The 14,382-nt window shown below is 73.4% G+C and carries 14 protein-coding genes; 8 read left to right on the forward strand and 6 right to left on the reverse strand.

Going from position 1 to position 14,382, the window contains the following annotated elements:
- Positions 1 to 72 precede the first annotated feature (72 nt).
- Positions 73 to 1,593 (forward strand): FAD-dependent monooxygenase, encoded by a 1,521-nt coding sequence (locus ACFY15_RS10615; protein ID WP_390825347.1) that lies wholly within the window; start codon positions 73 to 75, stop codon positions 1,591 to 1,593.
- Positions 1,594 to 1,623: 30 nt separating this feature from the next.
- Here the strand turns inward: ACFY15_RS10615 and ACFY15_RS10620 are convergent, their stop codons facing one another.
- Together ACFY15_RS10620 and ACFY15_RS10625 are read right to left on the reverse strand one after the other, a co-directional pair.
- The gene (locus ACFY15_RS10620; protein WP_390825348.1) at positions 1,624 to 2,442 is read right to left on the reverse strand and encodes a M15 family metallopeptidase; all 819 of its coding nucleotides are present in this window, start codon (positions 2,440 to 2,442) and stop codon (positions 1,624 to 1,626) included.
- Between the two features lie 714 nt (positions 2,443 to 3,156).
- Entirely contained in the window at positions 3,157 to 3,735 is a 579-nt protein-coding gene (locus ACFY15_RS10625) for a pyridoxamine 5'-phosphate oxidase family protein (RefSeq protein ID WP_390825349.1), read from the reverse strand.
- Between the two features lie 340 nt (positions 3,736 to 4,075).
- Between ACFY15_RS10625 and ACFY15_RS10630 the strand changes: the two genes are divergently transcribed.
- From ACFY15_RS10630 to ACFY15_RS10640, 3 genes are all read left to right on the forward strand, one after another.
- Positions 4,076 to 4,753, forward strand: a complete 678-nt coding sequence (locus tag ACFY15_RS10630) for a macro domain-containing protein (protein WP_390825350.1) — start codon at positions 4,076 to 4,078, stop codon at positions 4,751 to 4,753.
- Between the two features lie 61 nt (positions 4,754 to 4,814).
- Positions 4,815 to 6,446 carry an ADP-ribosyltransferase domain-containing protein gene (locus ACFY15_RS10635; protein WP_390825351.1) on the forward strand — a complete coding sequence of 544 codons (1,632 nt, stop codon included), beginning with the start codon at positions 4,815 to 4,817 and terminating at the stop codon, positions 6,444 to 6,446.
- Positions 6,447 to 6,593: 147 nt separating this feature from the next.
- Positions 6,594 to 6,968 carry a hypothetical protein gene (locus ACFY15_RS10640; RefSeq protein ID WP_390691160.1) on the forward strand — a complete coding sequence of 125 codons (375 nt, stop codon included), beginning with the start codon at positions 6,594 to 6,596 and terminating at the stop codon, positions 6,966 to 6,968.
- An 11-nt stretch (positions 6,969 to 6,979) separates the two neighbouring features.
- Here ACFY15_RS10640 and ACFY15_RS10645 read toward each other — a convergent pair whose 3' ends face one another.
- Together ACFY15_RS10645 and ACFY15_RS10650 are read right to left on the reverse strand one after the other, a co-directional pair.
- Complete coding sequence (locus tag ACFY15_RS10645; RefSeq protein WP_390825352.1) at positions 6,980 to 7,480, reverse strand: RICIN domain-containing protein; 501 nt, start codon at positions 7,478 to 7,480, stop codon at positions 6,980 to 6,982.
- Positions 7,481 to 7,583: 103 nt separating this feature from the next.
- The gene (locus ACFY15_RS10650; RefSeq protein ID WP_390691158.1) at positions 7,584 to 8,165 is read right to left on the reverse strand and encodes a hypothetical protein; all 582 of its coding nucleotides are present in this window, start codon (positions 8,163 to 8,165) and stop codon (positions 7,584 to 7,586) included.
- 319 nt (positions 8,166 to 8,484) lie between these two features.
- Here ACFY15_RS10650 and ACFY15_RS10655 point away from each other — a divergent pair, with 319 nt between their 5' ends.
- Positions 8,485 to 9,342, forward strand: coding sequence for an RICIN domain-containing protein (locus tag ACFY15_RS10655; protein WP_390691195.1), 858 nt, complete (start codon positions 8,485 to 8,487; stop codon positions 9,340 to 9,342).
- Between the two features lie 54 nt (positions 9,343 to 9,396).
- Here the strand turns inward: ACFY15_RS10655 and ACFY15_RS10660 are convergent, their stop codons facing one another.
- Positions 9,397 to 10,353: a glycoside hydrolase family 43 protein gene (locus tag ACFY15_RS10660; protein ID WP_390825353.1), complete on the reverse strand. Its 957-nt coding sequence runs from the start codon at positions 10,351 to 10,353 to the stop codon at positions 9,397 to 9,399.
- Positions 10,354 to 10,514: 161 nt separating this feature from the next.
- Positions 10,515 to 11,111 (reverse strand): CGNR zinc finger domain-containing protein, encoded by a 597-nt coding sequence (locus ACFY15_RS10665; protein ID WP_390825354.1) that lies wholly within the window; start codon positions 11,109 to 11,111, stop codon positions 10,515 to 10,517.
- An 84-nt stretch (positions 11,112 to 11,195) separates the two neighbouring features.
- Between ACFY15_RS10665 and ACFY15_RS10670 the strand changes: the two genes are divergently transcribed.
- From ACFY15_RS10670 to ACFY15_RS10680, 3 genes are all read left to right on the forward strand, one after another.
- Positions 11,196 to 12,422, forward strand: a complete 1,227-nt coding sequence (locus tag ACFY15_RS10670) for an MFS transporter (protein WP_390825355.1) — start codon at positions 11,196 to 11,198, stop codon at positions 12,420 to 12,422.
- Between the two features lie 140 nt (positions 12,423 to 12,562).
- Positions 12,563 to 13,102 (forward strand): EF-hand domain-containing protein, encoded by a 540-nt coding sequence (locus ACFY15_RS10675; protein WP_390691154.1) that lies wholly within the window; start codon positions 12,563 to 12,565, stop codon positions 13,100 to 13,102.
- A gap of 108 nt (positions 13,103 to 13,210) precedes the next feature.
- Positions 13,211 to 14,215: a BtrH N-terminal domain-containing protein gene (locus tag ACFY15_RS10680; protein ID WP_390825356.1), complete on the forward strand. Its 1,005-nt coding sequence runs from the start codon at positions 13,211 to 13,213 to the stop codon at positions 14,213 to 14,215.
- Positions 14,216 to 14,382: the final 167 nt, after the last annotated feature.

Here is a 14,382-nt window from a genome sequence, read left to right on the forward strand (position 1 = left end):
GGCGGCATCCGGGCGAAAATTGCACCGGGTGTAGTTCTCTGCCAGGTGAAGAAATCTGCCTCGGGAGGCTCCATGAACACGCAGGTCACCGGTGTCATCGTCGTGGGGGCGGGCGGAGCCGGACTCACGCTCGCCACCGAGCTCGCCCTCGCCGGCGCACCAGCCGTCGTGCTGGACCGGCTTCCCGGCCGCAACCTCCAGTCCCGTGCCGGGGCGATCCAGCCCCGGACCGCCGAGATGCTCGCGCTGCGCGGCCTGCTGGACGACACCCTCGGGCGGTCGATCGACTACCTGCTCGTCGGCGGTCACTTCGCGGGACTCCCCGTCCCGCTGGACTACGCGGCGTGGGACACCCGCTATCCGCACCCCGTGCTGCTTCCGCAGGACCGGCTGGAGGCCGTGCTGGAGGACCGGCTCGCCGACCTCGGCGGCCAGGTGCTCAGGGAGCACCTGGTGACCGGCCTCCACCAGGACGGGCACGGCGTCACCGTCACCCTCATCACGCCGGACGGTGGCGAGCGGATGCTGCGGGGCCGCTTCCTCGTCGCCTGCGACGGCGCCCACAGCAGTGTGCGCAAGATCGTCGGCGCGGCCTTCCCCGGCCGGCCGGCCACGGTCCGCATGGGCACCGCCGACCTGCTCCTCACCGGCGACGTCGACCGCAGCACCACCGGACACATCAGCTCGCGGATCCGCACCTCGCCCGAGGGCCACTTCGCGATGATCACGCCCTTGGCGGACGGGCTCCACAAGCTGATCTTCAGCGGCCCGCGGACCATGCTGGCCGAGCGCGACGCCCCGGTGACGCCCGAGGAGGTCCGCGAGGTGCTGCGCGCCACGCACGGCGGGGCGCTCGACGTCGCCGAGATCCGGTACTCCTCCCGGTTCAGCAATGCCAGCAGACAGCTGGAGCACTACCGCCACGGCCGGGTGTTCTTCGCCGGCGACTCCGCCCACATCCACTCCCCGGCCGGCGGCCAGGGGCTCAACCTCGGTGTCCAGGACGCCTTCAACCTCGGCTGGAAGCTCGCGGCCGTGCTGCGCGGCGAGGCCGGCGAGGAACTGCTCGACACCTACGAGAGCGAGCGGCACCCCGTGGCCGCCCGGGTGCTCGCCCTCACCCGGGCGCAGGGGGTCGTCATGGGGCCGCAGCGCGACGGCGGGATCGGCGAGCTGCGTGACGTGCTCACCGACCTGCTCCGCCTGCCCGACGCCAACCGGTACATGGCCGGTGTGATGGCCGGGCTCGACCTCTGCCTTGCGTCCCCCGACGCCGCCGCCCATCCGCTGCTGGGCCTGCGCATGCCCGACCTCGACCTCGACCTCGTCGACGGCGGGCGGGTCCGGTTCAGCGAGCTGACGCGCACCGGACGCGGCATCCTGCTCGACCTCACGGGCGCCCCCCTCGACGCGGCGGCCCCCTGGGACGGCCGGATCACCCGCGTGCGGGCCCGGGCGGAAGCCGGCGCCATCGACGCGGAGGCCCTGCTCATCCGCCCGGACGGATACGTCTGCTGGGCCGGCGGTGCCGGCCTCACCGAGACGCTCACCCGCTGGTTCGGCCCGGCCGGATCCGTGGCCGCGGGGAGGTGAGCGTCTTCGGGGAGTGCGCCGCCGCCCCCGTCAGGGCCGGTGCCCGGCGACCGAGCGGCGCGAGACGGGGAAGTCGAAGAAGGTGTCCGGGAAGAGCTCGGGCCTGTGGGTGAAGTGCCACCACTCCTCGGGCAGGTTGGCGAACCCCTCGGCGGCCAGCGTCGTCCGCAGCAGCAGGCGGTGCGCGCGCTGCTCTCCCCGGATCCGCGGGTTGTCGGTATGGGAGAGCGTGTCGAAGCAGTCGAAGCCCGTTCCCATGTCGACGGAGTTGTCCGGGTACCGCTCCGCCTGCGGCGCGTAGCAGGGGACCGACTCCTGCCCCGGCCCCGGCGGGGGCGCGGGGAACGCCGGGAGCGGGACGATCGTGAGGTCCATGGTGCTGCCGCGGCTGTGCCCGGACTTCCCGGCGATGTAGCCGTCCTCGAACAGGCGCGCCTTGTCGACCCGCGGGTAGAACTCCGCCTTGCGCCGCTCGTCGGCCGGGTCCTCGGCCCACCGGACGAAGTGGTCGACGGCCCGCTGCGGCCGGTAGCAGTCGTACACCTTCAGCGAGTAGCCCTGGGGCAGCAGGCGCGTCTGCGCCCGGTGCAGGGCTTCCGCGGCCGGCCGCGTCAGGATGCAGACGGGCCGGCGGTAGCCGTCGATCCGCTCGCCGACGAAGTTGTGCGCCGACAGGTAGCGCATCTCCTGGATGACCGTCGGGTCGACGGAGTCCAGCGCGACGAATTCCCGGGGCACCCTCGGCTCCGGAGCCGGGGTGGCGGCGCCGGCGCCGGTTGACGGGGTCGTCGAGAACACGGCGGTGGCGGCCATGGTCACGGCGAGCCGCGCCATCGTCGACGTGGGCATCTGCTTCTCCCTGGGTCCGGGCCGGTTCGGGAAGGGACGGACGGTCCGCTCTTCTGCCGGCCCGCTGCCGCGGGATCCATGCCGCGGGCCCTGCGCCCTGTCCGGCGCCGCGTCGTGGATCGGCCGAAACGGGCACCTGCCACCGGCAAGCGGTACTGCGGGCCCGGGGCAGCGGCCCGCCAGCGGTTCGAACGCCGCGGCGACGCGGGCGACCCCGTCCTCCGCGGCCAGCCGACGGACGATCCGCCGGGCGCGGTCACGGTGGGAGGGAACGGTCACGGCGCGCCGGAGCGCGCAGCCGAGAGCGGACGGGCCGAGGCGGCGCAGCAGGAGTGCTTCGGGGGCGGTTCCCCGCTCCACGAGGCGCGAGGCCCGGAAGTGGGCGTCGAACCGGACGGGGACCGGCACGCAGGGAACGCCCGCGCGGCAGGACCGCACCGGTCGTGCCCGCTCCGGCAAGGTGGACGGCGGCCGCCCGGTGGGGATTCACCGCCGGTGTCGTGGGGCCACCCGTAGCCGCAGACCTCCAGGCCGGGACGCCAGTCGCGGGGCCTGGGAACCACCGGCTCGCTGAAGCCGTGCCAGACGGGCCGGCCTTGCCGCTCGTGGGCGCGGCGGGCGGAGGACAGGAGGCCCGCGGGCAGGCCGTGGTCCGCCGCCGGCGCGCGGGCCGCCCGCGTGAGGACGACTCTTCCCGGCCGCCTGCGGGACGTCTCACCCCTCGCCCGCGCCGAACCGCCAGCAGGTCTGGCTGAACTCCGCACCCCGTCCGAATCCGAACGCGGTACGGGGCGCGACCTCGAAGACCAGCGCACGGCCCGCCTCCGCCGTCTGCTTCGTCGGCGGGGGAGCGGCGACGGCCGAGGTGCTGTCGAACGCCCCGTCCCGCACCCCGAAGTGCCAGTCCGGGCCGTACTTCCGTTCCCAGGCCGCCGCCAGCCCCGCGAGCCGCTCCTCGTCGGTGACCCGGACCGCCTCGCCCTCGACGACCACGTCGAGGCCCCCGCCGTAGCTGTTGGTGCCGGTGGTGAGGACGACGTGCGGGTTGGCGGCGAGGTTGAGGCACTTGCGCTCGGCCGGTCCGGTGGCGAAGTGGAGGGACCCGTCCGCCCAGACGGCCAGCAGCGGGGTGACGTGCGGCCGTCCGTCCGGGCGCACCGTCGTCAGCCAGAAGATCTCCGAGTCCTCCAGGCGGGCGGCGGCCTCCGCCCACGGCGTGGCCGTGGCCCCGGGGGAGCTGTACCGCGCGTCCAGCTCCGTCCGCGGTTCCCCTGCCCGAGCCTGTTCCCGCATCGCGGACTCCTCTCGTCTCGCCGGCCGCGGCCGGCGGCCGGGAGTGCGCGTCCCGGCCGCCGCGCCCCGCCGGGGTGTCCCGCGTCGACGCATCATCGCCCGGCCGGGCACGGCCCGCGAAGGACGGCGGCACGGGGTCGGACGGTTGCCACCCGGGTGGGCGAATCCACCGCAGACGCTCCCCGCCGACCCTGCCGCGCGCGGCGGCCGGAGCCGGGGCTCCGGAGCGTCCGTGCACACCGTGACGGCAGGTCACCGGAGCGGCAGCGCAGCCGCGTTGTCAGTGGTGGCCGATAGCGTCGGGGGTATTGGAAGGGCCGTTTCCCGACAGGAGTGGACGATGACCGAGAACCATCTGCAGCCCGTGCTCAGGGTCGTGCTGACCGACGTCAACGAGCGCGTGGTGCAGGCGTGGCGGGCGGCGTTCGCGGACACCCCCGGGATCGAGATCCGCAGGGGATCGATCCTCGACGAGGACGTCGACGCCTGGGTCACCCCGACCAACTCCCGGGGCCGGATGGACGGCGGCGTCGACGCCGTGATCAAGCGGCACCTCGGAGCCGGCATCCAGCTGCGGGTGCAGCGCGCGATCCGTGACCGGTTCGCCGGAACCCTCCCGGTGGGCAGCGCGGTCTGCGTCCCGTCGGGGGCGAGTATCCCGAGGTACCTGATATCGACGCCGACCATGGTGGAGTCCTCGCAGAACGTGAAGGACACGCTGAACGTGGCCCTGGCGTGCGCCGCCGCCTTCCAGGCCGTCCACCGGCAGAACCGGCAGGTGCCGGGCAGCATCCGCTCGGTGGCGCTGGTCGGCATGGGCGCGCAGACCGGCAGGGTCCCCGCCCGCGTCTGCGCGAACCTGATGTGGACCGGATACACGCTCTTCCACGACCACTGGTTCGAGGACGACGACGAGCTGCGCGCCACGATCACCGCACAGCTCGACGGGATCGAGGACGCGCCGGCCGCGCAGCGGGTGCGGATCACACCACCGAAAGGGCATTCCTTTCGCCGCTGACGCCGCCCATCCCGCCGGACCCCTCCACCCCACGAGCACGCAGACCGGGAGCCCTTCCCCCATGAGCAACGCCGCCACCACCCCGGCCCAGTCCGACCCCAACGACCCCCTGAACCTCACCGAACTCTTCAAGGGCGGCGGCGAACCCTGGCTCCCGCTCCTGAAGCCCGTCATCGAGGCACAGCCGGACGCCGCCCGGTTCATCGGCCAGGGCCGCAGCCCGGAGGTCGTCCCCGTCCGCGAGCTGACCTTCCAGGCCCTCAAGCCGAATCCGCCGCACAAGTGGAAGGTCGTCGTCTTCGGCCAGAACCCCTACCCGCGGCCGGAGAGCGCCACCGGCATCGCGATGTTCGACAACACCTTCAACGAGTGGAAGGACAGCCAGTTCGGCAGGGTCGTCAGCATCCGCTGCCTCATCAAGGCGGCCGCGATGTGGAAGTACGGCATCGTCAAGAAGACGCCGATCGCCGACGTCCGCGCCCTGTTGAAGGAAAAGGACACGGTCCAGCCGCCGGAGTGGTTCCAGGCGATGCTCACCCAGGGTGTGCTGCTGCTGAACGCCGCCCTCACGGCAAGTGCCGACGGTGCGATGGGCGCGGACCGGCACACCGCTTTCTGGCGGCCCGTCGCCGAGCGGATCGTCGAGGAGGTCCTCAAGGCCAAGCAGGACGCCGCCGAGGAGGACCGAGGCGTCGTCTTCGCCTGGTGGGGCGCCCACGCCCGCAGCCTGAAGAAGGTCGTCCTGCGCCTCCAGGAGAAGTACCCGGACGTGGAGGTACGGCACATCGACCACGCCAACCCCGCGGCCCAGGGCGACATCTTCTGCGAGGGCGACCACTTCGCCACGGTGAACGACGCCCTCGCCTCGCTGGGCGCCGAGCCGATCGACTGGCTGCCGAGCAAGGGATGGAACGAGGGGCCCGCGGGAGGCTCCGGCGCCGGCGCGGACGGCGACGTCGCGGCCCGCATGGGGGCGTTCATCGCCTCGACCATGGAGCTGCACCAGCTGTACCTGGAGCGGCTCACCAGCGTCAAGGACGAGGGCCTCGTCCTGCCGGCGATCACGGGTGTTTTCGACACCCCGCTGATGGACTTCCGGGAGGCGCTCGCACCGGTCGCCGAGGTGCTCTCCGGCCTCGGCCGCCACATCGACCGCTCCCTCGAATTCGGCAAGCGCCGGGCGGACGCGACGTCCGCCGTCGGCCGGCTGTCGGCCGACGCGATCGCCGCGCTCCACCTCTACACCTGCGAGTCCGCCTTCTACCGCGAGATCAACGCCGTCCTGCGCTCCCCGGACCGGACCAGGGTGGTCCCCTATGTCCCCTACCTCCGGCTGCTGTTCTCGGCCGTCTCGGAGCTGCCCGCCCACAACCGGCCGCTGTGGCGCGGCGTGTCGCTGGACCTGCGGGCGCAGTACCCGGTGGGCGGGACGGTGACCTGGTGGGGCGTGTCCTCCTGCACCTCCGAGCTGAGCGTGGCCCGTTCCTTCCTGGGGAGCCGGGGCAAGCGGACGCTCTTCGAGGTGACCCCCTCCCGGGCGGTGGGGATCCGGAGCTTCTCGGCCTTCACCGGCGAGGAGGAGTACATCCTCGCGCCCGGCACCCAGCTCAAGGTGACGGAGGTGAAGACCGAGCGCGGAGGTCTGTGCACGGTCAGGCTGACCGAGGCGGAGGACGGCCCCCTGGTCTCCTGACGCAACGGGCCACCGCCGACGGGCCCGCGCCGCCGACGGGCCCGCGCCGCCGACGGGCCCGCGGCGCGGGCGGCCGGGGCCCGGCGGATAATGGTGCCGCCGCTGACCGCCCCCGCGGCGCCCGTCGAGGTGGAGGACGAAGGACCGATGACCCTGAGCGAAGGCCAGCGGGTGAAGCTCGCCGCGGACATCGGGCTGGGCGATGCGGTCGCGCGGCCCACCGGCGCCGTCGTCGGCTTCCTCTCCCTGGGCGAGGGCACCGCAGGCACGGTCGAACGGGTGGAGGAGCAGCGGCCCCCCGGCCATGCAGTCCTGGAGTACGAGCGGCTGAAGTCGCTGCTCGGCGACTACGGCCACACGATGCCCGTGGAGAGCAGGAAGCGGCTGGAGGAGGAGGTCGTGGCCCTGGAGCCGCAGTGGGCCGCCTTCCAGCGCGAGGGAAGCCGGGTGACGGTCCGGGTCCGCTTCGACAACGGCTTCGTCCTCGACGGCGCCCACGAGGACGTCCTCACCCCCGCCTGACCGCTCTCCCGTCAGCGCCAGGTCTGGTAAGCGCTCCTCTGGCCGTGAGTCCCGCACGGGAAGGTGCGCAGGTGATGGGCCGGGCTGTCGTCCAGACAGCGGCCGGTCTGCTGGTTCTTCAGTTCGACGGCACCGTCCGGGTAGCGGTGCACGATCCAGCTCTGGTCCTTGGCCTTGTCACAGGGGTGCGGCCGGGCCTGGCCGACGGGGTGGTCCGTCAGGCACCGGCCCGTCTTGAGGTTGCGCAGCTCACGGGTTCCGTCGGCCCACCGGTGGACGTTCCACTTCTGGTGGTCGTTGCCCAGGCAGGCGTGGGTGCGGACCCCGTATTCGCTGTCGTCCAGGCAGGCGGACGTCGCCTCGTTGCGCAGCGTCTGGACGGTGTCGGCCGCGGCGGCGCGGGCCGCCTCGGACCCGGCCGCGAACGCGGGGGCGTGAGCGGCAGCGCCGACGGCGAGCAGCACACACGCCAGGGCTGCGGAGCGCATCCCGACAGCGGTCGTGCGGAGCATGTTCATGGCTCTCCTCGAGAGTGGTGGGGAGGGGGTGACGGACGGTGCGCACCCGGCGCGCGGCGGAACGGTGACGTCCGCCGCGCGCCAGGGCGTGGGACGGTCAGCCGACGACGTTGACGGGTCGGTACGCGTGGTAGCCGTCACGGCCGTTGACTCCGTAGGAGTGCCGCTTCCAGCGGGTTCCGACACCGCCCGCCTGCTCGTAGGACCGGTAGGCGGTGTGAGCGCGGTCGGCCCAGCCGTCGAAGATCACGACGTGGCGCTGGTCGGCGCTGTTGCTGTTCGCCTTGATGACCAGGTCGCCGGGGGCGAGGTCCTTCATCGCGATGCGGCGCGTGAACCCGTCGTTCTTCAGGGAGACGGTGTTGGGGCCCGGCTTCGCCAGACCGAGGGCCATGGATACGTACCCGGAGCAGTCCTGGCGGTACCCGTCCTTCCACCTCTTGTTCTGGCTGTAGGGAACGGGGCGGCCGTTGTCGGCCGTCAGCCAGGTCTTCGCCCTGGCGAGCACCTGGGCCCGGGTGAGCCGGGGAGCCGCCTCGAACAGCCCCGCCGCGGGCGCCGCGAGCGTCGCGGTCGGTGCGGCCGCAGGAGCGGACGGCGCGTTCAGGGCGAGCGAGCCGGCGCACAGCATCGCCGTCAACGCGGTGGCGGCCAAGCGGCGGGTGATCTTCCTGGACATGGCGGTCTCCTTCTTCCGGTAGCCCGGAGCAGTGGGAGGGGCGCGGCCGGATGGCGGCCGCGAGGGGATCCGGCCTCGTGAACAGGTCGGAGGGACGTCCGGAGCCCAGGGGGCCGAGGCCGTGGTAGGGCGCTCGGCATCCGCTGCGGGCCGGACGAGAAGGAGTCTGCGGCGACGGGCTGCACTGGTGCAACGCTGTCCCGTTTGCTTCGGAGATGTCGGGATCCCTAAGGTCCTGGCCTGCTGGGACGTGACCGTCCCGGGACACGGGGCGGCCTGCCGGGACACCGGTTCGGGGCCGTCGGAAGGGGGCGGCGTGATGGGCTTCGACGGGCGGCACCTGAGCGAGGGGCAGCGGCTCGGGCAGGCGCTGAGGGAGTTGCAGCGCAGATCCGGCCGCACGCTGCGCTCGCTGGAATCCGAGGTGCTGATCAGCGACTCGTCCCTGTCGCGGTATCTGCAGGGCCGGACCGTCCCGCCCTGGGCCACGGTGCGCGACCTGTGCCGGGCCCTGGACGCGGACCCCGCCGAGTACCGCGCCCTGTGGGAGGCGGCGGACCGCAGCCAGCCGAAACCGCCCCCGGCCGCGGAACCCGAAGCGCGCAGGGAATCCCTCCTGGGCCGATGGCGGAGTGCGGCAGGCGGCTGGGTGCGCGGTCGCTGGGCCTGGGCGCTGGGCGGCGCGTGTGCCGGGCTGGTGTGCGGCGGTGCGCTCACCCTGTTCCTCTGGGGGGTGTCCGGGACCCCGTCCGGGGCTCCGGTGTCCGCCGCGGGGGACGCCGCGCACCCGTCGGAGAGGGGAGAGGCACAACCCGGTGGGTACAGCCGCATCTTCGTCAACCGCGCCACCGGGAACTGTCTCGACCACAGCCTGGACAAGGGCCTGCGGTCGTTCGAGCCCAACGGGCTGAGCTACCAGCGGTGGACGGTGCAGTCTGCTCCCGACGGCGGCAGTACGCTGCGCAACCACGCCACGGGCGCCTGTCTGGAGAGCGGTGCCCCGGGGCTGCGGGGTGCGTCCTGCAGGCGGTCGGCCTCGCAGAGATGGCAGGTCACCGCGTTTTCCGACGCGTCGGTACAGATCAGGAGCACGGATCTCGGGACATGTCTGGACGACGGCCCGCAGGGGCTGCGAGCCGTGTCCTGTGACGGCTCGGACGGTCAGAAGTGGGGCTGACGGGCGTGGGCGCCGGACGGGGACCGGCGCGCCGCGGGAGCACCCGTGCCGGGCTCAGTCCCGCCGGGTCCGGTCCGTGCCGTCCTCGAGGACCGGACGCCCCTCGGTGAACCGGAGCCCGGCCGCGTAGAGCAGGCGGCGGTCGGATCCGTCGGGACTCCATCCGTGGAAGAGGATGCGGTCCCGGCCGTCCGGGCCGGTCACGACGTCCTGTCCGCCCGGACCGCGGACCGCACCCCCGAAGGAGGCGCTGGACAGCAGCGGCTCCGGTCCCTTCTTGTAGGGGCCCGTCAGGCGGTCCGCGATCGCGTATCCCGTCTTGTACCGGTGGTCACGGTAGAAGTCGGCCGAGTAGAGGAGCACGTAGCGGCCGTCTCGTCGCACCAGTGTGGGGGCCTCGACGAGATCGCCCTCCCACGGGAGGTCGCGTTCGATCAAGGTGACGGCTCCGCCGGTCGTGCGCGTGCCGTCCCACGAGACGGGCTGCAGATGGATCCCGGTGGCGATTCCGCAGCAGTTGCCGTCGTTCTTCCACAGCACGTACCGGCGGTGGCCCTCGGTGAAGCTGGAGGCGTCGATGGCACCGCCCCGGTCGGTCGGGCAGACCAGGGGTTCCGCAGCGGGGGTGAAGGGGCCGTCGGGCGATTCCGACCGGGCGGCGCCGATGCACTGTCTGCCGCCGGCCCGGTCGCGGGCGGTGTAGTACAGGGTGAATCCGCTCCCGTGGGCGAAGACCTCCGGAGCCCACACGAGTGAGCGTTCCGGCTCCGCCCAGGCTCCCAGCCGGGGCAGGGGGTCGGTGTCGACCGGCTGCCAGTGGACCAGGTCCGCGGACGTGGCGTGCTGGATGTTGGCCGTCTCCCCGTGGGTGGCGTAGGCGTGGTACGTACGGCCCACCTTCACGACGTCGGGATCGGGGAAGTTCCGGTCCAGCACCGGAGTCATGGCGGCGGCCCGGGCCGGCGCCGGCGCGAGGAGGCTCACGGCGAGTGCGCACGTGGCCGCGGCCATGACCGTCCACCGGACACCCGGTAGGGGCACGGGTGTGAGAAGCACCTGTCGTCTCCTTGAGGATCGGGAGTCACTTGGAAGGCCGGGCCTTCCCCGTCGACGGACCAACGCCCCGGAAGCCCGGAAGTCGCTGCCCGGACGGAAACCGACACCGTGCCGGGTCAGCCTTCCGCCCCCTTGCGGGCGCGGAAGGCCGCCGCCTTGGTGCGGTTCTGACAGGCCGTCGAGCAGAACTGGCGTGCCGCGTTCCGGGAGGTGTCGACGTACACCCGGTCGCAGCGGTCGGCCCGGCACACGCCCAGACGGCCCGTCAGGCTGCCGGCCACCGCCAGGGCCAGCCCGGTGGCGCAGGCGGCGCTGTGGCCCGCGGCGAAGGAATCGTCGGCCCCGTGGAAGTGCAGCTGCCACGGGGCCTCCTCGCCACCCCCGCCGTCCGCCGTCCGGTCCAGGCGCGGCCGGGCCCCGCTGTCGCGCAGCAGGCGGTTGACGGTGGTGGCGGCGTCGTCCGGCCTGTCGTCCTGCACGGCCTCGAATACCTCGCGCATGCTCCGTGCCGTCGCGGCCAGGTACTCCGCCTGCGCGGCGTCGATGGCGCGCGGCAGCGAGCCCGCGGTATGCGACACCGCGGTGTCGACCGCCGACGGAAGTTCCGCTCCGCGGGGTGCGGCGTAGGGGCGGCCCCGGGCCTCTCCGTCGGTCAGCGCGTTCACGAGCGCCGCGGCGTGGTCCAGCAGTAGCGCGACATGACTGTCGAACATCACTTGACCAGTCACTCCTTCGATGGCTAGCGTTCGTAACTGACATTAACTCATTAGGCAGTTACTCGGTGGCGAGGGGGAAGCATGCCGCGCAGCGTGTGGCTGCTGGTGGCGGCGCGGACGGTCAACCGGCTGGGGGCCTTCTCGCTGCCCTTCCTGACCGTCCTGATCAGTGTGGACTTCGGCGCGACCGCGACCACCGCGGGCCTGGTCTCGGCCGCTTTCGGCCTCGCGAGCATCCCGTCGCGGCTGGCCGGCGGCCGGCTCGCGACCGTCCTCGGACGCCGCCGCACGATCGTGCTGGGCCTCGCCGGGTGCGCCGTCGCGCAACTGGGCATCGCCGCCTCGGGATCCCTCGCCGCGGTGGCCGTTTTCGCGGTCCTGCTCGGTCTGGCGTTCGAGCTGTACGAGCCGCCGAGCCAGGCGCTGATCGCCGACGCGGTGGGCCCGGCCGACCGGGTCCGCGCCTACGGCCTGCTCAACGCCGGGCTGGCCGCCGGGGGCGCCGGAGCGGGGCTGATGGCCGCGGCCCTGGGCCGCTGGGACCTGCGCCGGCTGTTCGTCGTCGACGCCCTCACCTGTCTGCTGTGCGCGCTGGTGCTGCACCTCGCCCTGCCCGCCGACCGGACCCGCCGCCCGGCCGTCCGCCGCGGCGCGGGGGCGCGGCCCGCCCGCCCTTGGAGGGACCGCGCACTGTGGGCCGTGTTCGCCCCCGGGACCCTCTTCGCCCTCGTCTCCATGCAGGTCGTGATGGGCCTGCCGCTCACTCTGGCCCGTCGCGGACTCCAACCCGCCGACGCCGGAGTGCTGTTCACCGCCTCGGCCCTGACCGCCGTCGCGTTCCAGCCGGCCCTGCGCCTGCGCCGCCTCGCCTCGCTCTCCGACCCCGCGGCCCTCGCGCTCGGCCACCTCCTGCTGGCGCTCGGCCTGGGCGGATACGCGGCGGCGTCCGGCCTTCCCGCGTTCGTTGCGGCCACGGTCCTGTGCGGCCTCGGGGACGTGCTCGTCCTGGGCCGGGTCTTCAGCGTGGTGGCCGGCCTGGCGCCACCGGGCGGCGCCGACGGCTACCTCGCCGCGTACGGCACCAGCTGGGGCATCGCCACGGTCGCCGCCCCCGTCACCTCCACCCAGGCGCTCGAACACCTCGGTGCCACCGCCCTCTGGGCCGCCACCGCGGGCCTCTGCCTCGCCCTGGCGGCGGCGCAGCTCCTCGTCGTCGGACCGCTCGTCGGCGCCCGGCCCCCCGGCGGGGGCTCCGCCCGGCGGAACCCGCCGAAGGGCGTCGCCCGGCCGTGGCGGCGGGCGGCGTGACACCGCCGCGGGGACGGGCGCCCTGTCACCCGAATGCCGGACCATGCCGTTCCTTCCGTGCGGAAACGGGGCGACCTGTGCTTTCCTGAGCCGCCTCGCAGCGTCGCGAGAGCACTACACGGAGTGAAGGGGATGCCGTCGTGAGCGTTCTGGACATGAAGCTGGACCGGTCGTTCGATGTCTTCGACTCGGACCGCGACGGGCGGCTCGAGAAGTCGGACGTCACCGGCCTCTCGGACCGGCTCGCCGAATCGCTGGGCTGCGCGCCGGACGCTGTGGCCCAACTGCGCGCCTCGCTGGCGGACCTCTGGGACACCGTCTTCCAGAAGATGGACCGCAACGACGACGGGGGCGTCGACCGGCAGGAGTTCCGCGCGGCGTTCCGGGCGCGGATCGTCACCGACCAGAACAGGATCTGGGAGCGGATCAGGAACATGAGCAACGCCTGGACCGAGCTCGCCGACCGCGACGGTGACGGCATGCTCAGCCGCGAGGAGTACACCTCCCTGCTCCACGGCATGTTCCGCCTGCCCCGCGAGACCTTCGACGAGGCGTTCAACCGGCTGGACGTCGACGGCGACGGGCAGCTGAGCCGCGCCGAGATCAGCTCCGCGATGAAGGAGTACTACACGAGCGAGGACCACACGGCCCGCGGCAACCAGTTCTTCGGCCGCCTCTGAGTCCGCCGGCCCGCGGTGGTACCGCCGCGGCCGGCCCGCGGCGGGCCCGGGGGTCGGGGCTCCGCTCGCGATGCGCTGAGCTGCCGATTCCGAGGTTAGGGTGACCGTATGACCGTGCTCGTGTACGAAGACTTCGGTACCGGACGCCACCGCGAGGCCTCCCTGATCCGCCATGCCCTGGGCAGCGTCCACGACGAGGAGTTCGTGGCCGGCCTGGCCGGCGGCATCGGCTTCATGTACTACGTCTTCGCGTACGAGGGCAGGCCGCCCCTCGTGTCGATCGTGGCCCAGGCCCACCCCGAGCCCTGGGTGCAGGTCGCGCTCGGCCGCCTGGGGGTTCCGTACGAGGCCACCCGGGCGATGAACCCCCGTTGGGGCCGGGTCCGCGCCGCGCTCGACTCCGGGCAGCCCGCGTTCTGCGTGGTCGACCGCTCGGCCCTGCCCTGGCACGGACCCGACCCGGACGCCGAGCTGACCGGCACCGACGCGCACACCGTCGTCATCGCCGGGTACGACGGCGACGAGCTGCTGGTCGAGGACGGTGCCGAGACGCCGCACCGGATCGACCGCGAGGAGTTCGGCGCCGCCTGGACCGCGCACCGCACGGGCCGCCACCAGCTGATCGTGCCCACCGGGCCGCCCGAGGGGGAGCCCGATGTGGCGGGGGCGATCGCCTCCACCGCCGCGCACTTCGACGGCCCGGTCCTGGGTAACGCGTTCGACGTGAACTTCGGCTTCAGCGGAATGGAGAGGCTCGCCGCCCAGCTCCGCGACAGCAGCACGGGTACGGGCTGGGAGCGTCGGTTCGGCGGCACACCGGAGGCCTTCCGCGCGGGGACCGGGCGGCTGTACGCCTGCCTGGAGGAGGAGTGGACCGCCCCGGGCGCGACGCGGCCGCTGTACGCCGACTTCCTCGACCTCGTCGGACGCCCGGAGGCGGCGGGGCTCTTCAGGGAGTCCGCCGGCCACTGGTCGGAGCTGGCCGCGCTCGCCCGGGACGCGGCACCGGACGCCGGTCCGGGAGAACGCCGGGCGCTTTTCGACGCGTGCGCGCGGCACGTGGACCGGTGCCTGGACCTGGAGCGGCAGGCGGTCCGGGCGCTGAGGGGCTGACGGGACGCCCCCCGTGGGGGCGGCCCTGCCGACACTCTTGACGGATGGTCTGGACCAAACCTACGGTGAGGCGCATCGGCCCGCGCACGCCCGCGGGCGCCCCGTCCCGCAGGCGATCGCGGTCACGGTAGTCCTTCCCTCCCGGTCACTCCGGCCTGCCCGCCTGC

Source organism: Streptomyces sp. NPDC001373 (genome assembly GCF_042895815.1).
Lineage (GTDB): Bacteria > Actinomycetota > Actinomycetes > Streptomycetales > Streptomycetaceae > Streptomyces.